The sequence below is a fragment of the Streptococcus didelphis DSM 15616 genome, assembly GCF_000380005.1.
GTDB lineage: Bacteria > Bacillota > Bacilli > Lactobacillales > Streptococcaceae > Streptococcus > Streptococcus didelphis.
Genome location: NZ_KB904198.1, coordinates 50,323 through 71,617, shown reverse-complemented (window position 1 = coordinate 71,617; position 21,295 = coordinate 50,323). Strand labels below are relative to the sequence as shown.

The 21,295-nt window shown below is 37.5% G+C and carries 19 protein-coding genes; 16 read left to right on the top strand and 3 right to left on the bottom strand.

Annotated elements, in window-relative coordinates; genetic code table 11:
* The first annotated feature begins 67 nt into the window (after positions 1-67).
* The 4 genes from A3GU_RS0108065 (at position 68) to A3GU_RS0108050 (ending at position 2,529) form a co-directional block, all read left to right on the top strand.
* A complete protein-coding gene (locus tag A3GU_RS0108065) occupies positions 68-295 on the top strand; it encodes a hypothetical protein (RefSeq protein WP_018367036.1) in 228 nt (75 codons plus the stop codon).
* A 243-nt stretch (positions 296-538) separates the two neighbouring features.
* Positions 539-982, top strand: coding sequence for a MepB family protein (locus A3GU_RS0108060; RefSeq protein ID WP_026216494.1), 444 nt, complete (start codon positions 539-541; stop codon positions 980-982).
* A gap of 27 nt (positions 983-1,009) precedes the next feature.
* Positions 1,010-1,396, top strand: coding sequence for a YbgA family protein (locus A3GU_RS0108055; RefSeq protein WP_018367034.1), 387 nt, complete (start codon positions 1,010-1,012; stop codon positions 1,394-1,396).
* Positions 1,397-1,575: 179 nt separating this feature from the next.
* Positions 1,576-2,529: an amidohydrolase family protein gene (locus A3GU_RS0108050; protein WP_018367033.1), complete on the top strand. Its 954-nt coding sequence runs from the start codon at positions 1,576-1,578 to the stop codon at positions 2,527-2,529.
* A 120-nt stretch (positions 2,530-2,649) separates the two neighbouring features.
* On the opposite strand, the gene A3GU_RS0108045 is transcribed toward A3GU_RS0108050, so the two are convergent.
* Positions 2,650-3,129, bottom strand: a complete 480-nt coding sequence (locus A3GU_RS0108045; RefSeq protein WP_018367032.1) for a MarR family winged helix-turn-helix transcriptional regulator — start codon at positions 3,127-3,129, stop codon at positions 2,650-2,652.
* Between the two features lie 133 nt (positions 3,130-3,262).
* Here A3GU_RS0108045 and A3GU_RS0108040 point away from each other — a divergent pair, with 133 nt between their 5' ends.
* The 7 genes from A3GU_RS0108040 to cydC all read left to right on the top strand — a co-directional run bounded on the left by A3GU_RS0108040 (position 3,263) and on the right by cydC (position 13,306).
* On the top strand, positions 3,263-4,912 hold the full coding sequence (locus tag A3GU_RS0108040) for an alpha-keto acid decarboxylase family protein (protein WP_018367031.1): 1,650 nt from the start codon (positions 3,263-3,265) through the stop codon (positions 4,910-4,912).
* Between the two features lie 274 nt (positions 4,913-5,186).
* Positions 5,187-6,086, top strand: a complete 900-nt coding sequence (locus tag A3GU_RS0108035; RefSeq protein ID WP_018367030.1) for a prenyltransferase — start codon at positions 5,187-5,189, stop codon at positions 6,084-6,086.
* Positions 6,087-6,120: 34 nt separating this feature from the next.
* Positions 6,121-7,332 carry an NAD(P)/FAD-dependent oxidoreductase gene (locus tag A3GU_RS0108030; protein ID WP_018367029.1) on the top strand — a complete coding sequence of 404 codons (1,212 nt, stop codon included), beginning with the start codon at positions 6,121-6,123 and terminating at the stop codon, positions 7,330-7,332.
* Positions 7,333-7,403: 71 nt separating this feature from the next.
* Positions 7,404-8,831 (top strand): cytochrome ubiquinol oxidase subunit I, encoded by a 1,428-nt coding sequence (locus tag A3GU_RS0108025; RefSeq protein WP_018367028.1) that lies wholly within the window; start codon positions 7,404-7,406, stop codon positions 8,829-8,831.
* The gene (gene cydB / locus A3GU_RS0108020) at positions 8,832-9,860 is read left to right on the top strand and encodes a cytochrome d ubiquinol oxidase subunit II (RefSeq protein WP_018367027.1); all 1,029 of its coding nucleotides are present in this window, start codon (positions 8,832-8,834) and stop codon (positions 9,858-9,860) included. It begins immediately after the preceding gene.
* Positions 9,850-11,568: a thiol reductant ABC exporter subunit CydD gene (gene cydD / locus A3GU_RS0108015; protein ID WP_018367026.1), complete on the top strand. Its 1,719-nt coding sequence runs from the start codon at positions 9,850-9,852 to the stop codon at positions 11,566-11,568. The genes cydB and cydD overlap by 11 nt, the downstream gene beginning before the upstream one ends.
* Complete coding sequence (gene cydC / locus A3GU_RS0108010; RefSeq protein WP_018367025.1) at positions 11,561-13,306, top strand: thiol reductant ABC exporter subunit CydC; 1,746 nt, start codon at positions 11,561-11,563, stop codon at positions 13,304-13,306. Before cydD ends, cydC begins: the two co-directional genes overlap by 8 nt.
* A gap of 66 nt (positions 13,307-13,372) precedes the next feature.
* Here cydC and A3GU_RS0108005 read toward each other — a convergent pair whose 3' ends face one another.
* Positions 13,373-14,350 (bottom strand): polyprenyl synthetase family protein, encoded by a 978-nt coding sequence (locus A3GU_RS0108005; RefSeq protein ID WP_018367024.1) that lies wholly within the window; start codon positions 14,348-14,350, stop codon positions 13,373-13,375.
* 211 nt (positions 14,351-14,561) lie between these two features.
* On the opposite strand from A3GU_RS0108005, the gene ispE reads away from it, so the two are divergent.
* From ispE to A3GU_RS0107985, 4 genes are read left to right on the top strand one after another with little or no spacing between them, the layout of a single operon-like run.
* Positions 14,562-15,407 (top strand): 4-(cytidine 5'-diphospho)-2-C-methyl-D-erythritol kinase, encoded by an 846-nt coding sequence (gene ispE / locus A3GU_RS0108000; RefSeq protein WP_018367023.1) that lies wholly within the window; start codon positions 14,562-14,564, stop codon positions 15,405-15,407.
* Positions 15,408-15,467: 60 nt separating this feature from the next.
* The gene (locus tag A3GU_RS0107995) at positions 15,468-15,911 is read left to right on the top strand and encodes a zinc-dependent MarR family transcriptional regulator (protein ID WP_018367022.1); all 444 of its coding nucleotides are present in this window, start codon (positions 15,468-15,470) and stop codon (positions 15,909-15,911) included.
* Between the two features lie 4 nt (positions 15,912-15,915).
* Positions 15,916-16,617 (top strand): metal ABC transporter ATP-binding protein, encoded by a 702-nt coding sequence (locus A3GU_RS0107990; RefSeq protein WP_018367021.1) that lies wholly within the window; start codon positions 15,916-15,918, stop codon positions 16,615-16,617.
* Positions 16,617-17,432 (top strand): metal ABC transporter permease, encoded by an 816-nt coding sequence (locus A3GU_RS0107985; protein WP_018367020.1) that lies wholly within the window; start codon positions 16,617-16,619, stop codon positions 17,430-17,432. Before A3GU_RS0107990 ends, A3GU_RS0107985 begins: the two co-directional genes overlap by 1 nt.
* Positions 17,433-17,504: 72 nt before the next feature.
* Here A3GU_RS0107985 and tyrS read toward each other — a convergent pair whose 3' ends face one another.
* Positions 17,505-18,761: a tyrosine--tRNA ligase gene (gene tyrS, locus A3GU_RS0107980; protein ID WP_018367019.1), complete on the bottom strand. Its 1,257-nt coding sequence runs from the start codon at positions 18,759-18,761 to the stop codon at positions 17,505-17,507.
* A gap of 86 nt (positions 18,762-18,847) precedes the next feature.
* Here tyrS and pbp1b point away from each other — a divergent pair, with 86 nt between their 5' ends.
* Positions 18,848-21,163 (top strand): penicillin-binding protein PBP1B, encoded by a 2,316-nt coding sequence (pbp1b, locus tag A3GU_RS0107975; RefSeq protein WP_040805668.1) that lies wholly within the window; start codon positions 18,848-18,850, stop codon positions 21,161-21,163.
* Positions 21,164-21,295 lie beyond the last annotated feature (132 nt).

Sequence of the window (21,295 nt, the reverse complement as noted above, 5' to 3'; positions counted from 1 at the left end):
GCTTAAATTAAGATAATATAATAATTGTAGGATATAATTGTAATTAAAACTTTAAAGGTGAGTTATTATGAATACAGTTATTATCCAGCATGTTCCGTTTGAAAAGCCGGGATTACTAAGTAATATTGATTGTCAGATTATTGAAGTGTATAAAGATCAAGCTACCTTTCCATCTGTTGAGTTTCATCTCTTTCCTGGACGTTTTCACGAGTTTGAAGAAATTGTTCCAGATGTAGAAGTGAGTAGAAGGTCTATGAAACTATCAATTGATGCTTTAAAGAGAGGATTGAGTTAGGATAATTAATATAAAATTGCAAGTTACACTTAATTTCCAAAACTCAAAGCTTATTCAATCAAATTTTGTTAACTTTAAAAAGTGCTTTATAGCACTCAAAATCCATTGTTCTCATAAATCTATCGCCTCAATATCGGCCGCCAGGGCTGCTTTCGCAAGTTTGAGGAAAGTATTCCCCAAGGAGTGCCTAGTGAGAATTTTATAAAGTAAAGTGGTTTCTGTACTAGTTAAGGGGTGTTTATATTGAAAATGAGAGATGTTCTTGAAGAAATTTATGGAGACTTTGACCTAATAAATGAAAAATGGAATCATGATTATGAGGGAATGCTTATTAGGACTAAGGAAGAAGGGGTATTTAGAAGATGTCGTTTAGCAAAGAAGACTCCCAAAAAAGAGGGTTATTTTACTACTTTTTGGAAGAAGGATCAAAACAATACAAATAGTCCATTTACGGATGAAGATTTAGGGAATGAACTTGTTATTGTAATACTTGATCGGCCTCATTGTGGAATGTTTATTATACCTAAAGAAGTGGCTGTCGCTAAAAAAATTCTCTCTACAAAAGTTTCCAAAGGTAAAATGGCTATGCGCTTTTATCCGCCTTGGTCTATACCTTTAAATAAAACGGCTCAGGCAACACAAAAATGGCAATTGGAGTATTTTCATAATATAGCTATAAAAGATTAAACGATATCTAGGTGTGGAGATAAATTAGTGAAAGAAAAAAGTCAAAAAAAGATGGCTCAGGAGCTCTGGGCACAATACAAGTATGAGGTGTTAAGTAAGTCACCCCAAAACTATTACAAGATTCGTAATTATTTGAAAAATGATTTGGTTAGCCTAGTAGAAGTAGAGCAATTGATAAGGTCTGCTCAAGCCCTTGAAGAAAATCGGCATTATGTTTTTACGGCTTTTCAGCACATCTGGGGTTATTTTAAAAAGAAGGCTAGTCAGCCTGAAAAAGAAAACTTTTTAACTAAACTAGACGCTTATCATAATGGCGCAGCGGAGCAGTCAGAAATAATTAATGAAGTAAGGCGGCTTCTAATCAAGTATCCTAATTCTTATCTAGAAAATTCAAGTATCTTAAAAAGGGCTTAGCCTTGTTTGACTTCTTTTGCCCTTAAAAATAGTCATTCAATAGGCACTCATAAGCAGCAAACCACTTTAATTTAATTTTCTGTTTTCTAAAGAATAGCTTCTGTTGTAAATCTGTTATAATAGCTTAAAAAAGGAACTTCCCTAAATAAAGTGTCGAAAATGACAGATTGGAGCAAAATATGACAAAAGCTATTGATACCCATGCTCATTTGTGGCCTGATGAGTATTTAGAATTGCTAGAAAAGCTAGGCAGTGAGGCTACTCAGATTGCTAAAGATATGCATGCTAGTTGGAGTGAGGAAGATTTAAAGAAACGCTTTACGATGATGGAGGAATCAGGAGTTAGTTCTCAAGTATTGTCAGCTACACCACAGATTCCCCAGTATGGGAATGCCCAGCAGGCACTTTCAGCTGCTCGTTTCATTAATGATGCCTATAAAGATTTAATTAAGGCTTATCCTGATCGTTTTAGGGCTTATGGAGTTGTTCCCTTACCACATGTGAAAGAGGCAATTCAGGAAGGAAGGCGCCTTATTAATGACTTGAAATTTTTAGGTATAGCTCTTAATACAGTTATGGCAGATGGCCTATCTGTAACAGATCCCTCTTTTTTGCCCTTCTTTGAAGCGATGAATCAACTGGGTACAACTATCTATATCCATCCAACAGGACGTGGGGCCTTTAGTCCTATGATTAATGATTATGAACAAGAATGGGTTGTTGGGGCACCAATTGAAGATATGGTAGTAACACTTCAACTTCTAAAAGAGGAATTCCCACAAAAATTTCCCAATTTGAGATTTCATATTGCTCATTTAGGGGGAGGAATATCCTTTCAGATGCAACGTATTATTGATAATTATGAAGATTGGAATAGTTTTACAAGTCATCCATTAGAGACCCTTAAAAAGCATTTTTGGTTTGATTCGGCTAATTTTTTAGAGGAATCTCTTATCCATAGCAGTCAGATTTTAGGAAATGAACGCATTCTAGCAGGTAGCGATTTTCCCTATTTTCAAGGTAAGAAATATCAGCGTGCTTTTGACTATATCAGAGATTCTAAATTATCAGAAGAAGAAAAGAAGGCTATTTTAAATGAGAATGCTAGGGCTTTTTATGCAGATAAGTGGTAACACTTTATCTACAAACATATTGAGATAGCTGTGTAAGCAAATTATGAGCTTATTACAAAACTAAATATAAAAAACTGTTTCTAAATTTTTTAGAAACAGTTTTTTATAGCTTCCCAAGCTTTACTCTAATGTCTCAGAAATCGAATTGATAAAGTCTAGGTCTATTTCCTTAGCGTAGAGTTCCATTACTTTATTCCAATAAAGACCATCAGGATCCCCTGCCTTAGTAAAATAATCTTTCATTTTTTGGATTTGAATGTCATTGAGTGCCTGGTCTAATTCTCGTCCCTTGTCTGTTAAAAAGACTAATTTACTTCTTTTATCTTTATCATTTTGGTGTAATTCAATCAAACCCTTAGCCAATAATTCCTTCATAGGAGTATTTAGGGCTTGTTTTGAAACCTCTAATACCTGTAATAATTCATTAACGGTCATTCCTACCTTACGTCCAATAAAAAAAATAATGCGGCGATGTACCCTGCGAATCTCGTATTTATCTGCTAAAAAGCCTTCTTGTTGGCTAAAGGCTCGATAAGCAAAGAAAAACAGGGCCAACTCTTTTGTGAAAGAATTAGAAGCGCTTTTACCAATCTCGTTCATAATAATCTCCTTGGCTTTTATTATAACATTAATCAACAAAATAGGTCAATATGGTTGACTTTTTCAAAGAAGATGCTAAACTAAAATTAAGTCAACATCATTGACCTTTATTATTAAAATTGGAGGAATTAACATGTATACTGTAGGTGATTATTTATTAGACAGATTAAAAGAGATAGGGATTGACCATATTTTTGGAGTTCCTGGCGACTACAATCTGCAATTTTTAGACCAAATTACAGCTCGAGATGATTTGAAATGGGTTGGGAATGCCAATGAATTAAATGCTTCTTATATGTCAGATGGCTATGCAAGAACCAAGAAAGCTGCTGCTTTTGTCACAACTTTTGGGGTTGGTGAATTGAGTGCTATTAATGGACTTGCAGGAAGTTTTGCAGAAAATGTACCTGTTATTGAAATAGTTGGATCCCCAACGACTAAAGTGCAAGAAGCAGGCAAATTAGTTCACCATACTCTTGGAGATGGCAACTTTAACCATTTTCAAGAGATGCACAAATCTGTCACTGTAGCTCAGGTTAAAGTAAGTGCTGAGCATGCTCAAACAGATATAGACCAGGTCCTTCTGAGCCTATTAAAGGAAAGAAAGCCTGTTTATATTAATCTCCCAATAGATGTTGCACAAATGCCAGCTCAAAAACCAGAGTCAGCCTTACTTGTAGAGAAAGTCATTTCTGAACAAGACAAAATCATCTTGCAGGCCATTGAAAAAGGATTAAAAACAGCTAAACAACCTCTTATTATGGTAGGTCATGAAGTAGCTAGCTTTGGTTTAGAGGCTACTATTAATAACTTTATAAAAAAGAAAAAATACCCTGTGACTTCCTTAAGTCTGGGAAAAGGTATTGTAAACGAAAGTCCAGAAACATTTTTAGGAATTTACAGTGGTGCCTTATCTCCTCAAGCACTTAAGGATTATGTTGATCAAGCTGATTTTATTCTTACTTTGGGGGTCAAACTGACTGATTCTGTAACAGGTGGTTTTAGTCAAGGTTTTGATGCTAAGCAAGTGCTTTCTCTTGCAGCAAATCAGGCTAGCCTCTTTGGAGAAAACTACCAAGGTTACCATTTTTCAGATGTGATTAGGGAGATTGAGAATCTAGATATTCCTTCCTACTCAGGTTCTTATATTGCAAAAACTAAAGTTGCTGACTTTGAAGCAGAAAAAGGTCAAGTACTTTCACAAAAACGTTTCTGGCAGGCAATGGAAAGCTTTGTTCAAGCAGGAGATACTATTTTTGCTGAACAAGGGACATCTTACTTTGGAGCTTCTCAATTAAACTTAAAAGAAAATGTGGCTTATCAAGGCCAACCTCTTTGGGGGTCAATTGGCTATACTTTCCCAGCAGTTTTTGGAAGTCAACTAGCCAATCCAGATAGTCGTCACATCTTATTTGTTGGGGACGGTTCTTTACAACTGACAGTTCAAGATATTGGTCTAGCTTTGCGTGAGCAATTAAATACTATTGTCTTTGTTATTAACAATGATGGTTATACTGTAGAACGAAAAATCCACGGACCAGAAGAAGTTTACAATGATATCCCTCAATGGCAATATAGTCAGCTTCCAGCAAGCTTTGGAGGAAATGACAGTCAGGTTCTTGCTAGAAAGGTAAGCACTGAAGAAGAACTAGTAGAAATCCTTGAAAAAGCTAGAGCAGATGTGTCACGAATGTACTGGATTGAGCTTATGCTTCCTAAAATGGATGCTCCAGAATACTTAGAAAAACTTGGAAAGCTCTTTGCTCAACAAAATAAAGCCTAAAAAGATAATAAAGAGTTGTCACTTAGCTGGCAATTCTTTATTTTTACCTACTAAAAAGCGTTTTTCCCACCTAGAGCAGTTAGTTTAGGATTGCTTCTCTATTTTCCTATTTAATAAAGTCTTGAAAAATACACTTAATAAACTTCAACTAGGTTTTGTGATATTTTGCAAAATTTTCATTTTTTTGGGTGATTTTGATGCCAAATAGTGTTCAAATAGATATTTTTGCTCTATAATAGTAATGTTAAAGTATATTAGAGAGAAGGATTCAATGATGACTATTTCAGTCTTCTTGGAACTCGTTGAGATAAAAGCTAAGACAGCAAGTATTTTACCCTTTTTAATTGGTTTATGCTTTAGCTATTATTACTATGGCTCTGTTCATCCCTTCCTGGTTTTTATATTTTTTATTGCTATGTTGTTTTTCAATATGTTTGTGGACATGTGGGATAACTACAATGACTATAAAAATGCTGTTGACATGGATTATAAGACAGAGACAAATATTATTGGCAGAGAGCATTTATCTCTGGCTCATCTTCAAAAGATAATGGGAGCTTTCCTTTTCCTATCAGCTGCCTTGGGCTTATTATTAACACTATATGTTGGTTGGCCCTTGCTAGTGATGGGAATATTTTGCTTTGCAGTAGGAATTTTCTATTCATATGGCCCTAAACCTCTATCAAGTCTTCCTTTGGGAGAGGTTTTTTCGGGCTTTACCATGGGCTTTTTGATTAGTCTTATTTGTGTTTACTTGAATACTTATCAAAGTTTTCAATGGGACTTAGCTACTCTTGGTAAGATAGGGTTAATTTCCTTACCTAATACCTTATGGATTGCTAATCTCATGTTAGCAAATAATTTATGCGATAAAGAAGAAGATGAGAGTAACCACCGTTATACTCTGGTTCATTATACTGGGGTGAGGAGTGGTTTGTGGATATTTACCCTTGCAAATAGCCTAGCAATATTAGCTATAATCTTAGAGTTCCTGTTAGGACTTGCCCCTGTAACAATTTTACTAAGTTTGCTTTTAATACCTTTTATTTATAAACAAACTCGTCAATTGTGGCAAAAGCAAGTGAAGAAAGAAACATTTATTTGCGCAGTGAGAATCTTGGCCCTGGGGTCTCTGACACAGGTTCTGACCTATGCAATTGGTATGATTTTTTAAAAAAGAATGATTTAAAACAAGAGAGGCTTACACAATGAAAGAAGTTTTAGTATTAGGTGCAGGTTACGCAGGTTTAAAAGCTGTCCGTAATTTGCAAAAGCAAGCAGGGGATTTTCATATTACCTTGGTTGATAAAAATAATTACCACTATGAGGCTACTGAGTTACATGAGGTTGCTTCAGGGTCACAACCCAAGGAAAAAATTTCCTATTTAATCACAGATGTTATTAATCCTAAAAAGGTTACCTTTATTCAAGACGAAGTGCTTAAAGTTACTCCGGAAGCAAAAATTGCTGAGCTAAAAAATACAGGGGTAATATCATATGATTATGTGGTTATTTCCCTAGGTTTTTGTTCAGAAACCTTTGGTATAAGCGGAGCTAAAGAAAATGCTCTTGAAATGGTCAACGTTGAAACAGCAGAGAATGTTCATAGACATATCCTAAAAATGATGACCAAATATCGTGAAACCAAGGATGCTAATTATCTTCGTTTGGTTATCTGTGGTGCAGGTTTTACAGGTATTGAACTAGCAGGTGCCTTTGTTGATGAGAAAAAGAAATATGCTGAGATTGCTGGTGTTAGCCCAGATCAGATTGAAATTATTTGTTTAGAAGCAGCTACTCGGATTTTACCTATGTTCAATGATGCTCTGGCTCAACATGGAGTAGATTTGTTGAAAAAACTAGGTGTTAATCTAATGCTTGGTTCAATGATTAAAGAAATCAAGCCAGGTGAAGTGGTCTATACTAGAGGTAGTGAAGCTGATGCTCTAAGATATTCCATCTTTGCAGAAACAATCATTTGGACAACAGGGGTCAGCGGTAGCCCGGTTATGGCACAGTCAGGATTTGATGAGCACCGTGGTCGTGTGGTTGTTAAAAAAGACTTACGTGATCCAAAATATGATAATGTCTATGTTATTGGAGATGTCTCAGCTTTAATTGAACCGGAAACTAATCGACCTTACCCAACTACAGCACAGATTGCAACACGTATGGGTGCTCACGTTGCTAAAAATTTGGGTCACCAATTAAAAGGAGAGCCACTTGAGGACTTCAATTATAAATCATTAGGCACAGTTGCTTCAGTTGGCAATACCCGCGCTTTTGGCTTAGTCGGTAAAAATGCTATTAAGGGTTACCCAGCCTCATTTGTTAAAAAGAGCATTATGAATAAGTCCTTAGTGGACATTGGTGGCTTAAAAGAGCTTTTAGCCAAAGGTCGCTTCGATTTATATCATTAAAATAAAGCTATAAATAGTGTAACTTTTCTATATTACTTAAAGTGTAATTAACAAAAATCGGAGGGATTTTTATGACTATTGAAGCATTAGCTCGCTTTCAATTTGCAATGACCACAGTTTTCCACTTTTTCTTTGTACCTTTTACTATCGGAACCTGTTTGGTAGTTGCTATTATGGAAACCTGTTATGTGGTGACCAAAAAAGAAGAATATAAAAAAATGACAAAATTTTGGGGTAATATCATGCTCCTTAGTTTTGCTGTTGGGGTAGTCACAGGGATAATCCAAGAGTTTCAATTTGGGATGAACTGGTCAGATTATTCACGTTTTGTTGGGGATATCTTTGGGGCTCCTCTTGCTATAGAAGCCTTATTGGCTTTCTTTATGGAATCAACTTTCTTAGGTTTATGGATGTTTACCTGGGATAACCCTAAAATAGGCAAGAAATTGCATGCCAGCTTTATCTGGCTAGTGGTTTTTGGTTCTCTTATGTCTGCTATGTGGATACTAATTGCCAATAGCTTTATGCAACACCCTGTGGGTTATGAGTTGAAAAATGGCAGAGCTCAGATGACAGATTTCTTTGCCCTTGTTAATAATCATCAATTCTATTATGAATTTGCCCATGTTATTACTGGCGCTATTACTATGGGTGGGATTGTTATTGCCGGCATGGCAGCCTTTAAATTGCTAAAGAAAGAGTCATTAACCCTTTCTGTTCAAAAGATCTACAAAAAATCACTTCGTTTAGGCTTGTTAGTTGCCCTTCTAGGATCTATTTCTGTTTTGGGTGCTGGTGATTTACAAATGAAGGCTCTCTTACATGACCAACCCATGAAATTTGCAGCTATGGAAGGTGATTATGAGGATTCTGGGGATCCAGCTGCTTGGACAGTGGTTGCCTGGGCTAATGAGGCCAAAAAGGAACAAGTATTTGGGATTAAAATTCCTTATATGTTGAGTATTTTATCTTATGGCAAGCCATCAGGCTCTGTCAAGGGAATGAACACGGTTAATAAAGAATTAGTTGCTAAATACGGGGAAAAGAATTATTTCCCTATGGTTAACTTGTTATTCTATGGCTTTAGAACAATGGCAGCCTTTGGAACCCTCATGCTAGGAGTATCTGCACTAGGATTATTCTTAACCCGTAAGAAAAAACCAATCTTATTTGACCATAAGTGGATGCTCTGGATTGTTGCTTTGACAACCTTTGCCCCTTTCTTGGCAAATACCTTTGGCTGGATTATTACAGAACAAGGACGTTATCCTTGGACAGTTTATGGCTTGTTTACCATTTCAGATAGTGTTTCACCAAATGTCTCTGTTGCATCCTTATTAGTATCAAATAGTGTTTATTTCCTATTATTTGGTGGATTAGGTGCCATGATGGTGGCCTTGGTTGTTCGTGAATTAAAAAAAGGACCTGAGTATGAAGAAGAAAAGCTAGTTTCTCTGAAGCATTCATCAGTAGATCCATTTGAAAAGGGGGCATTTTAAATGAGTGGTTTACAATTTTTCTGGTTTTTCTTAATTGGACTTCTTTTTTCAGGATTTTTCTTCTTAGAAGGCTTTGACTTTGGTGTGGGTATGGCCGTTCAAACACTTGCTCATAATGAAGAAGAAAAGGATCAAATTGTTTCAACAATTGGCCCCGTATGGGATGGTAATGAGGTTTGGCTTTTAACAGCTGGCGGTGCCATGTTTGCTTCCTTCCCTTATTGGTATGCGTCCTTATTTAGTGGTTATTATTTAATCTTATTAACCATTTTATTTGGCTTAATCATTCGTGGTGTTTCCTTTGAGTTTAGACATAAGGTTGTACCGGAGCAAAAAAATATTTGGAATTGGACCTTAACCATAGGTTCAGCTCTTGTTCCCTTCTTTTTTGGCTTGATGTTTGTCAGTCTGGTTCAAGGAATGCCCATTGATGCTAAGGCTAATATGACTGCCCACTTTAGTGATTATTTTAATCTTTTTTCTATCGTTGGTGGTGTGGCTATGCTTTTGTTAGCCTATCTGCATGGTTTGAATTATATTGCTCTAAAAACCGAAGGTCCAATTAGACAACGTGCCAATAATTTTGCCCAATTCTTATATTGGATTCTTTATCTTGGCTTAGCAGTCTTTGCACTGTTACTTTTCTTTAAGACGGATTTCTTTAGTCGTCATTTATTAGTGACTGTGATTCTTTTGGGAATTATTGTAGTCCTTACCATCTTTGCCCACATTGCTGTTTTTAAGGCTTCTGAAATGGCAGCCTTCATCTCCAGTGGTCTAAGCTTGGTTGCTGTAGTTGTCTTGCTTTTCCAGGGTCTATTTCCACGTGTTATGATTAGCTCTATTAGTTCAAAGTATGATTTATTGATAAAAGATGCTTCTTCATCACCTTACACCCTAAAAATTATGTCACTTGTGGCTATTACATTAGTACCATTTGTCCTAGCCTATACTGTCTGGGCCTACTATATTTTTAGAAAAAGGATTTCACTACCAGTTATTGTAACGGGGGATCATAATGCTCGATAAAGCAGTTATGCGCTTGTCCGGTATTCATACATTATTAGGATTGCTTGCAGGACTTGATGTTCTTCAGGCAATCTTTATTATAGGACAAGCATATTTTTTAAGCAGTGCTATTAGTGGCTTGTGGCAAGGGCAGAGCCTGGGAGCACAGTTACCTGCTCTTGTTTATTTTGCCCTTTCTTATCTGGGGAGGCATTTGATTAATTACCTTAAGGATCAGCAACTCGATAAGTTTTCAGCAAGGCATGCTAAGGAGTTACGTCATCAATTACTAGCAAAGCTCTTCCAACTAGGTCCTAGGATTGTTCAGGATAAGGGCTCTGGTAACATGATTACCATAGCTTTAGATGGGGTAAGTTTAATTGAGAACTATCTGCATCTGGTTCTTAACAAGATGATGAATATGACCTTTATTCCAATGATTATTTTGCTTTTTATATTTTATTTGGATTGGCGTTCAGGTCTTATTTTATTACTTGTTTTTCCCTTGATTATTATTTTTATGATTATTCTGGGACTTGCTGCAAAAGCTAAGGCGGATAAACAATATGCCTCTTACCAGCTTTTATCAAATCATTTCTTGGATTCTTTGAGAGGGATTGATACCTTACGTTTTTTTGGACTTAGTAAGGCTTATGCAAAGAGTATTTATTCCAGTAGTGAATCCTTTCGTCGAGCTACTATGAGCACTTTAAAAATAGGGATTCTTTCTACCTTTGCCTTGGATTTTTTCACCACCTTATCAATTGCCATAGTGGCTGTTATGTTGGGTCTGCGTTTGATTAATCAGGAAATTCTACTTTTTCCGGCCTTAACAGTGCTTATCTTAGCGCCAGACTATTTTTTACCAGTCCGTGATTTTTCTAGTGATTACCATGCAACCCTTGATGGAAAGAATGCCTTTCAAGCTTTGCAAAATGTTTTGCAAGAAGAAGACTCTCGCCAAGCACAAATCCCTATTCCAAAATGGGACGACACTTCTAGTCTGGTTTTAAAGGAAATAGCACTAGCCTATGATGACAAGCCTTTCTTAAGTATTCCAGACTTGACAATTAAGGGCTTTCAAAAGGTTGGTATTATTGGCATGAGTGGTTCAGGCAAGTCAAGTTTGATTAACCTCTTGAGTGGCTTTTTAGCACCAAGCTCGGGTAGTTTTCAGCTAAACCAAGAAGAACTAAGCAATATGAACCAAGATGATTGGCGTAAGCAATTAATCTATATTCCTCAGTCTCCTTATGTTTTTAACATGTCCTTAAAGGATAATATTCGTTTTTATACTCCTGATGCCTCCATAGAAGCTATCAAAGAGGCTGTTAAAATGGTTGGTTTAGAAAGGCTTGTAGAAGACTTGCCAGATGGACTGGATACGATTATCGGAAATGGAGCTCGTCCTCTTAGTGGGGGACAGGCTCAAAGGATTGCCCTAGCGCGTGCCTTTTTGGATAAAAAACGGCAAATTATCTTGCTAGATGAACCAAGTGCTCATTTGGATATCGAAACAGAGTTGGAATTAAAAGAAAAGATGCTTCCTTTAATGGAAAATCGACTGGTCTTCTTTGCGACTCATAGACTTCATTGGCTACAGCAAATGGATACCATCCTTGTTTTAGAACAAGGTAAGATTGTTGAGGTGGGAACATATCAGCAACTTATGGAAAATAAATCCTATTTCTATCAGTTGAAAAATGCTATGGGAGGACTAAATGACTAAAATTCCCTTATTGAAAGAATTTGACAAGGATAGGTGGGTAAAACCTTTCTTTAAACAGTATAAAAAGACCTTGATTTTAGCCTTATTTCTTGGTTTTTGCACCTTCTTTTCAGCCAGCGCTCTCATGTTTAACTCGGGTTACCTGATTAGTAAATCAGCTTCTTTACCTTCAAATATCTTGCTGGTCTATATTCCAATTGTTTTAACAAGAGCCTTTGGGATAGGGCGCCCAGTCTTTCGTTATTTGGAACGGCTAACCAGTCACAACTGGGTCTTGAAGATGACTTCCAAATTAAGGTTAAAACTCTACCAGACCTTGGAAGAAGATGCCATATTTTTGAAAAATAATTATAAGCTTGGTGATATTATGGGTCTTCTAGCTGAAGACATTAACCATGTTCAGAACCTTTACTTAAGAACCATCTTTCCAACTCTTATTGCCTGGCTTTTATATAGCTTTCTTCTGATTGCCTTAGGTTTTTTCTCCCTTAGCTTTGCTATTTTTGCAGCTTTTTATCTAGGAGTCCTAGTCTTTCTTTTTCCACTCTGGTCCATTCTGGTTAATGGTGCTAGACAAAAACGAGAAAAGATCTTAAAAAATGAACTGTATACTGATTTAACAGATAATATCTTAGGGATTTCAGACTGGATTTTTAGCCAGCGTGGTCATGAGTATGTTAATCGCCATGAGGCAGTCGAAGCAAAACTTGCTCAACTACAGGCAAAGATGAAGCTTTTTAATAACAGACGCACCCTGCTCTTTGAACTTGCTTTCGGACTCTTAGCTATCCTTGTTTTAGGCTGGTCAAGTTCCCGATTTCCTGGGCACAATGGCGGAGCAGCTAACTGGATTGCAGCCTTTGTTTTATCAGTCTTTCCTCTCATGGACGCGTTTTTAGGTCTGTCAACAGCAGCGCAAGAAACCAATACCTACGCTGACTCGCTAAAGCGCCTCAATGCCTTACCAGACCCTCTTCAATCAAGAGAGGCAAAAGCCTTACCTAAGGCCCCTTTTGACATAGAGGTTAAAGATCTGACATTTGCTTACAGCCCTGATAGCAAGGAAGTCTTAGAAGGTTTCTCTTTAAGGATTGAAGCTGGTCAAAAACTCGCTATTCTTGGTCGAAGTGGTTCAGGCAAGTCAACCTTTGCTAGCTTACTTAGGGGGGATTTGCGGCCTAGTTCAGGACAGATTACCCTTAGTGGTTTAAGTGTAGACAGCTTAACCAATCATATTTCAGACTATATTGGCGTTATCCAACAGTCTCCTTATCTCTTTAATACAAGTTTGTTGAACAATATTCGCTTAGGAAAACAATCAGCGACAGAAGAAGAGATTTGGCAGGTTTTAGATCAAGTTGGTTTGAAAAAAATGGTTGAAGCTCTACCCAATGGCTTAGAAACCATGGTGGACGAGGCTGGGTTACGTTTTTCAGGTGGTGAGAGACACCGACTTGCTTTAGCAAGGATTTTATTACAAGAGACACCTATTATTATTTTAGATGAACCTACAGTTGGTTTAGACCCCATTACTGAAAAAGCTTTACTGGACACCTTTTTAGAGGTTTTAGAGGGCAAAACCTTAATCTGGATTACCCATCATTTAAAAGGAATTGAAAAAGTGGATCGGATTATCTTTATTGAAGAAGGTCAACTAGCCTTAGCTGGCTCTCCTCAAGAATTAGCTCAAGAAAGTCAACGTTACCGTGACCTAAAAGCTATTGATGATGGGCAATAATCCTGCTTCTTAGGAAAAAAACAGTTAGATATAAAAAAGATTTACTCAATTAGAGCAAATCCTTTTTTATATTTGTCTTTTTAATAAGTGATTGGTGAGTTGGAGGAGTTGTTTTTGGGCTTTTATTGGGGGTAGTTGCTTAATATCATCAATGGCTACTTGTGTATAGTGGTTGGCCATTTCTTTAGCTAATTTAATGCCATTGTGTTTATCAACTAATTGGGAGATGGTTTGAATATCTTCACTACTTACCTTGTTTTTCTTGTCTAAGATGGCTTTGAATGCGTCAGGCTTTTCTTGCATAGCTAGTAGTAAAGGCAAGCTATAAACCCCATTTGCCAGATCTTCTAAGATAGGCTTATTAAAGGTTTTAGGGTCGGCTGTGTAGTCCAAAATATCATCTAGGATCTGAAAAGTCATACCAATATGGTAACCAATTCTACCAGCTAAGCTTACAATAGCATCATCTGCTCCTGCAAAATAAGCCCCTTCTTTACTAGCTAACTTAAAAAGCTCTGCTGTTTTCCCTGAAATAGAGGCCAAGTAGTCAGAAACGCTTTGTTCTTGGTTAAAATAGAGGTTCATCTGTCCAAGCTCGCCTAGGAGAATTTTTTTCATGGAGTTAGCATTAATGGCTAGGTAGGGGGTATTTTCCATGGTTTCTAAGAGGCATTCAAAGAAGAGGGTGAAGAGGTAGTCTCCTGTGTAAACCGCCACATCTTTGCCAAAGGCAGACTGAATGCTGGTGTGACCTCTACGAAGGGGGGAGTCGTCAATAACATCATCATGAACCAGAGTTGCTACATGTAGAATCTCTAATGAAGCGGCTATGGTAACCATTTTTTGCTCATCTACCTTAGCTTGTCCAAAACGGGAGAATAAAAAGAAAAAGGCAGGACGTAGGTATTTTCCGCCAGAACTAGTTAATTGGATAAGAGCTTTTTCAATCTCAGGGTTAGGGACTTGAATCTTTTGGCCCATAAAGTTGCAGACCTGATTAATTTGTGCTTGAATTTCCGGGAACTTGCTCCAGTAGCTTGACATTTTGCTTCTCCTTGCTTGCTATTACCTATCTATTTTACCTTAATTAGCTGATGAATGCTAGAATAATCATTCTGGGGTCAAGGAGGATTAGGCTTTTTGCTAGCATGTTTCTTTTGAGGGATGGCTCTGCTTAAAATATAATTTATTTGAATTTTTCATTAAGTTTGTGTATATTTTAAATGATATGGTGGGACAGGTAAGGAGGGAAAGAGTGACAGTTATTGAAAGAGCGCCAGCAAAAATTAATTTAGGGTTAGACGTTATGGGCAAGCGCACAGATGGCTATCATGACCTGTCTATGGTGATGATGAGTGTGGACTTGTGTGATTATATTACTGCTGAGGATTTGGATGAGGATATAATCCAATTTGAGTCAGACTGCCCCAAGATGCCTATCCAGAATAATGATGTCTACAAGGTAGCGCAGTTAATAAAAAAAGAGTTTAATATTCAAAGAGGGGTCTTCCTTCATTTAACGAAAAAAATCCCTGTCTGTGCTGGTATGGGGGGAGGTTCCAGTGATGCTGCGGCAACAATTCGTGCCCTAAATACCTTATGGAATCTCAATTTATCTTATCAGGACATGATTAGAATTGGCATGGAAATAGGTAGTGACGTTCCCTATTGTATTCAGGCGGGCTGTGCACACATTAGGGGTAAAGGAGAGATTGTACAACCTATTGTAGGTCACCTATCTTCATGGGTTGTGCTGGCTAAGCCACATTTTGGTATTTCAACGCGGACAGTTTTTCCTAGTATTGATTGCCAAGAGATTTCTCGCGTTGATATTGAATCTATCGTAAAAGCTCTTGAAGAAGATGATTACCAAAAGTTACTTAGGAAGATGGGAAATTCCTTAGAAGACATTTCCATTGCTAAAAAGCCCTTTATTCAAAAAATAAAGGATAAGATGATGCAATCTGGAGCAGATATTGCTATGATGACAGGTAGTGGACCTTCAGTTTTTGCTCTTTGTAAAACCGAAAAGCAGGCCAATCGAGTCGTCAATAGTGTCAAGGGTTTTTGTAAGGAAGTTTATAAAGTAAGAACACTTTGAGCAGTTGCTTCTTAGTGGTCTTTTTGCTATAATTAACTGGTTAAGAAAATGAGGTTTAAAATGGAAACTTTGGAAATGAAAATTGATGGTTTGGTTAACCAAATTTTATTAAAGGCTGAAAATCAGCATGAACTATTATTTGGGAACTGCCAAAGCAATGTCAAGCTCACTAATACTCAGGAACACATTCTCATGCTTTTGTCACAGGCTAAGTTGACAAATACGGATCTGGCTAAAAAACTAAATATTAGTCAGGCAGCAGTGACTAAGGCCATTAAATCTTTAGTAAAACAAGATATGCTAGCTGCTTCAAGAGATACAGTAGATGCGCGTGTCACTTATTTTGAGTTGACCCCTTCAGCAAGACCTATTGCAGAAGAACACACCCATCATCATGACCAAACCTTAAATGTCTATACCAGATTATTGGAAAATTTCTCCAAGGAAGAAATGGAGGTAGTTGACAAATTCTTACAGGTATTTTCGAAAGAATTAGAAAGGTAAGCAGTTGAGATACTTAACAGTAGAAAATCTCTCCTTCCATTATGAAAGTGATCCTGTCCTAGAAGGGATTAATTATCATTTGGATAGTGGAGAATTCGTCACCCTAACAGGTGAAAATGGAGCTGCAAAAACAACCTTGATAAAAGCTACTCTCGGTATTTTGTTGCCCAAAATTGGTCGTGTGACCATAGCTAAAAAAAATAGCGAAGGAAAGAAATTGCGAATAGCCTATTTACCGCAACAAGTTGCAAGCTTTAATGCAGGCTTTCCTTCTACCGTCTATGAATTCGTCAAATCAGGCCGTTACCCAAGAAGTGGTTGGTTTAGAAAGCTTAATCAGCATGATGAAGAACATATTAAAGTCAGTCTAGAATCCGTTGGCATGTGGGAAAATCGCCACAAGCGAATCGGTAGTTTATCTGGTGGTCAAAAGCAGAGAGTTGTCATTGCTAGAATGTTTGCCTCTGATCCTGATATTTTTATTCTTGATGAACCAACAACAGGAATGGATAGCAGTACCACTAAAACCTTTTATGATTTAATGAACCACAGTGCTCATAAACATGGTAAATCTGTTTTGATGATTACCCATGATCCAGAAGAAGTTAAGGCCTATGCAGACCGCAATATTCATTTGGTCCTTAATCAAGAACTCCCTTGGCGTTGTTTTAACATTCATGACAATGAAAATGAAGGGAGTCACTAATGCTTGATATTTTATCTTATGATTTTATGCAGCGTGCAATCTTAGCTGTTATTGCAATTAGTCTTTTTGCTCCTATTTTGGGGATTTTTCTTATTTTAAGACGGCAGAGCTTGATGAGTGATACCTTGAGCCACGTCTCCCTAGCTGGGGTAGCTTTTGGTGTTGTTTTAGGTGTTAATCCAACTTGGACAACCCTTCTAGTTGTTGTTATTGCAGCAGTGGTTTTAGAGTATCTCAGGGTTGTCTATAAACACTACATGGAAATTTCAACGGCGATTTTAATGTCAATGGGGCTTGCTGTATCCTTAATTGTGATGAGTAAATCTCATAGTTCTTCTAATGTCAGCTTGGAACAGTATCTTTTTGGTTCTATTGTCACCATCAGCATGCAACAAGTCATAGCCCTCTTTGTCATAGCTCTTATCGTATTGGTTCTAACCCTGTTATTTATCAGGCCTATGTATATTTTGACCTTTGATGAGGATACGGCTTTTGTTGATGGCTTACCAGTGCGTCTCATGTCGGTGCTATTTAATGTCGTAACGGGAGTTGCTATTGCCTTAACCATTCCCGCAGCAGGTGCTCTTTTAGTCTCAACCATTATGGTTTTACCTGCAAGTATTGCCATGAAGTTGGGTAAAAACTTTACATCTGTTATTGTGATAGGAATCATTATTGGCTTTATTGGCATGTTGTCTGGGATTTTCCTTTCATACTTCTGGGAAACACCGGCCAGTGCAACCATTACCATAATTTTTATTAGTATCTTCTTGATTCTTAATATTATTTCCTTTATTCGACATAAATTAGCTTAGCCTTCACAGAGACAGTAATATAAAAACCCGCAGATCATCATACCTGTGGGTTTTGTTATGGTTTAAAATAATTTAGTAAGTAAGAACAGCGTATTTTTTCTTACCACGACGAATAACAGTTAATTGATCATCAATTTTATCATCATCACTTAATTGGTAGTTCAAATCTTGGACTCTGTCGCCATTAATATAGATAGCGCCATTTGTAACATCTTCACGCGCCTGACGTTTTGAAGGTGAGATACCTGCACTAACAAGGATATCAACTAGATTTAAGGATTCCTCTTTTTGAACAGCATAGTTAGGAACATTGCTTAAACCTTGTTTCAATTCTTTAGCAGACAAGTTTTTGATATTGCCAGCAAAAAGTTGCTCCGTAATGTTTAATGCCTCTTGGTAGGCAGCTTGACCGTGGACTAAAGTGACCACTTCACGCGCCAAGGTTTTTTGGGCTAAGCGTTCGTGACGGGCAGCATCAAATGCTTTTTCGATATCTGCAATTTCTTCCAGGGATAAGAAGGTGAAGATTTTAAGGAATCGCACAGCATCGTCATCCATGACGTTTAACCAGAATTGATACATTTCGTATGGTGATGTTTTCTGGGCATCAAGCCAGATAGCATTGCCTTCAGATTTACCAAATTTCTTACCGGTAGAATCAGTAATCAAGGGAACCGTCATCACGTGACCAGTCTTATCAGCTTTTCTACGGAGTAATTCAGTACCAGCTGTCATATTTCCCCATTGATCTGAGCCACCAATTTGTAAGCTAACATTATGCTTAGCATTTAATTCATAAAAGTCATAACCCTGCATGATTTGATAGGCAAATTCTGTGTAAGAAATCCCTGTTTCAATACGTTTTTTAACCGATTCCTTACTCATCATGTAGTTAACGGTGAAATACTTACCCACATCTCTTAAGAAATCGATAAAGCTAATTTCTGAGAACCAGTCATAGTTGTTGACCATCTCAGCTTTATTGTCCCCATTTTCAAAATCAAGGAAGTTTGACAGTTGTCCTTTAATTCTATCACTCCACTCAAGCACAGTATCTTTTGTTTGGAGACTACGCTCTGCGTCTTTAAAGGATGGATCACCGATTAAACCGGTAGCTCCCCCAACTAGGGCATAAGGTTTGTGCCCTGCTCTTTGTAAACGGCGAGAGGTTAAGATGGCAACTAAATGGCCTAGGTGTAAGCTGTCTGCTGTTGGATCATAGCCTGTGTAATAGGATACTTGCCCTTCTGTTAATGCTTTGACTAGGGCTTCTTCGTCGGTCGTTTGAAAGACCAAGCCACGAGCTTTGAGTTCTTCAAAAATGTTCATAGGCTTTCTCCAAATTCTTTATAGTTTTATGAATCATTATAGCAAAAATACTTAGTCCTATGCAAGCTTTATCAAAGTTTGGTATAATGAGAAATGAGGTATTTATAGTGAAAGCAAAAAATCATAACAAAAAGACTACACATCACCATTTAGATTATCGAGATTTGGCGTCTATTATCTTACGCACCCTAAAGTTAGTTTCCAATTTTTTCTATATCATTATCATGCTTTTTGGAATACTAGGAGTTGGGGTGGCTTTTGGCTATCTGGCAAGTCAGATAGACTCGGTCAAGGTACCAAGTAAGACTAGCCTTGTCAAACAGGTCAAGTCAATTAGTATGATTTCACAGCTAAATTATTCCGATAATAGTGTGATTTCAAGTATTGATACGGATTTATTGCGAACTCCAGTGGCTAATGATGCTATTTCAGAAAATGTTAAAAAGGCTATTATTTCAACAGAAGATGAGAATTTTAATGAGCATAAAGGGGTTGTCCCCAAGGCTGTTTTTAGGGCAACCTTAACTTCTGTTCTAGGGCTTGGTGAGTCAAGTGGCGGTTCTACCCTTACCCAGCAGCTGGTTAAACAACAGGTTTTAGGAGATGATCCTACCTTTAAAAGAAAATCAAAAGAAATCATCTATGCTCTCGCTTTAGAACGTTACATTTCCAAAGATGACATCTTATCAAGCTATCTCAATGTGTCTCCATTTGGTCGAAATAATAAGGGGCAAAATATAGCAGGGATTGAAGAGGCTGCGCGTGGGATTTTTGGGGTAGCGGCTAAAGATTTAACCATTCCTCAGGCGGCATTTCTAGCAGGTTTACCACAAAGTCCCATTGTCTATTCTCCTTATTCATCTACAGGTCAGATTAAGGCAGAAAAAGAGCTTGCTTATGGGATAAAAAGGCAGCAAAATGTTCTTTATAATATGTATAGGGCAGGTATGATTAGTGATAAGGACTACCAATCTTATAAGGCTTATCCTATAAAAAATGACTTTATTAAGCCAGAAGCAGCTACTGTAAACAAACATGATTTCCTTTACTATGCTGTTATGGCTGATGCTAAAAAAGCTATGTTTAATTATCTCGTTAAACGTGATAAGATTACAGATCATGATTTGAAAAATGATGAAACAAGAGCTTCTTATGAAAGCTTGGCTACAAAGGAATTACAAGAGGGTGGCTACACCGTCACATCAACCATTAATAGAACAATCTATAATGCCATGCAGGATGCCGCAAGTAAATATGGTGGTCTCCTAGATGATGGGACTGGAACGGTTCAAGTAGGAAATGTCCTAACAGATAATACAAGTGGGGCAGTACTTGGCTTTATTGGTGGTAGAAATTATGAGACCAATCAAAATAACCATGCCTTTAATACCACCAGGTCACCCGGGTCTAGTATTAAGCCGATTATTGCCTATGGACCAGCAATTGATCAAGGTTTGATGGGAAGTGCCAGTGTTCTTTCTAACTACCCAACAACCTATTCTAGTGGTCAAAAAATCATGCACGTAGACAGTGAAGGTACAGCCATGATGCCGCTTCAAGAAGCTCTTAATACATCTTGGAATATTCCAGCCTTTTGGACACAAAAACTTCTAAGGGAAAAAAATGTTGATGTAGAAGGCTATCTTTCTAAGATTGGCTACCACATTCCAGATTATTCTATTGAAAGTTTACCATTAGGAGCAGGTGTGGATGTTTCAGTAGCCACTCAGACCAGTGCTTATCAAATGGTGGCTAATAATGGGCTTCTCCAAAAGCAATATCTGGTTGAGAAAATAACAGCCAGTGATGGCACTGTGGTTTATAAGCACGACAATAAACCGATTAGAGTTTTTTCAGCTCCAACAGCCACTATTTTACAGCAATTGCTACGAGGACCAATTGACTCTGGCTCAACAACAACCTTTAAAAACCGTCTTACAGCTATCAATCCTTCCCTTGCCAAGGCTGATTGGATCGGGAAAACAGGGACTACTGAGAATTATTCAGACGTTTGGTTAATGTTATCTACTCCAAAAGTGACTTTGGGGGGCTGGGCAGGTCATGATAATAACAATTCTCTAGCGCCTTTGACAGGCTATAACAATAATTCAGATTATATGGCCCATCTGGTCAATGCTATTAATCAAGCTGATCCTAATGCCTTTGGTGTCAACCAGCGCTTCTCTCTTGATAAGGGGGTAATTAAGGCTAATGTCTTGAAGGCAACTGGCTTACAACCAGGAACTGTTACAGTTAACGGTACAAAAATGACAATTGGTGGGGAAATGACAACCAGCCTTTGGGCCAAAAATGGTCCAGGTTCAATGACCTATAAATTTGGAATTGGTGGAACCGATAGCGATTATCAAAAAGCTTGGTCAAGTTTTAATATACGAAATTAAGCTTGCTTTTTAAGTAAAAATAAGGTACAATAGCAACAATTATTTGTCGTCCAATCTAGTTGAAATATTGTCCAACTAGGAAGAACAGCAGTTAAATCATACTGATACAGTCAGATTTAGCTGCTCTTTTTG

Coding starts and splice junctions, on each gene's coding strand:
- tyrS (WP_018367019.1), bottom strand. CDS start 18,761: ATGAACATTTTTGAAGAACTCAAAGCTCGTGGCTTGGTCTTTCAAACG.
- A3GU_RS0108040 (WP_018367031.1), top strand. CDS start 3,263: ATGTATACTGTAGGTGATTATTTATTAGACAGATTAAAAGAGATAGGG.
- A3GU_RS0108050 (WP_018367033.1), top strand. CDS start 1,576: ATGACAAAAGCTATTGATACCCATGCTCATTTGTGGCCTGATGAGTAT.
- A3GU_RS0107995 (WP_018367022.1), top strand. CDS start 15,468: ATGGAAACTTTGGAAATGAAAATTGATGGTTTGGTTAACCAAATTTTA.
- A3GU_RS0108035 (WP_018367030.1), top strand. CDS start 5,187: ATGACTATTTCAGTCTTCTTGGAACTCGTTGAGATAAAAGCTAAGACA.
- A3GU_RS0108065 (WP_018367036.1), top strand. CDS start 68: ATGAATACAGTTATTATCCAGCATGTTCCGTTTGAAAAGCCGGGATTA.
- A3GU_RS0108030 (WP_018367029.1), top strand. CDS start 6,121: ATGAAAGAAGTTTTAGTATTAGGTGCAGGTTACGCAGGTTTAAAAGCT.
- cydD (WP_018367026.1), top strand. CDS start 9,850: ATGCTCGATAAAGCAGTTATGCGCTTGTCCGGTATTCATACATTATTA.
- pbp1b (WP_040805668.1), top strand. CDS start 18,848: ATGAGAAATGAGGTATTTATAGTGAAAGCAAAAAATCATAACAAAAAG.
- cydB (WP_018367027.1), top strand. CDS start 8,832: ATGAGTGGTTTACAATTTTTCTGGTTTTTCTTAATTGGACTTCTTTTT.
- cydC (WP_018367025.1), top strand. CDS start 11,561: ATGACTAAAATTCCCTTATTGAAAGAATTTGACAAGGATAGGTGGGTA.
- A3GU_RS0108045 (WP_018367032.1), bottom strand. CDS start 3,129: ATGAACGAGATTGGTAAAAGCGCTTCTAATTCTTTCACAAAAGAGTTG.
- A3GU_RS0107985 (WP_018367020.1), top strand. CDS start 16,617: ATGCTTGATATTTTATCTTATGATTTTATGCAGCGTGCAATCTTAGCT.
- A3GU_RS0108005 (WP_018367024.1), bottom strand. CDS start 14,350: ATGTCAAGCTACTGGAGCAAGTTCCCGGAAATTCAAGCACAAATTAAT.
- A3GU_RS0108025 (WP_018367028.1), top strand. CDS start 7,404: ATGACTATTGAAGCATTAGCTCGCTTTCAATTTGCAATGACCACAGTT.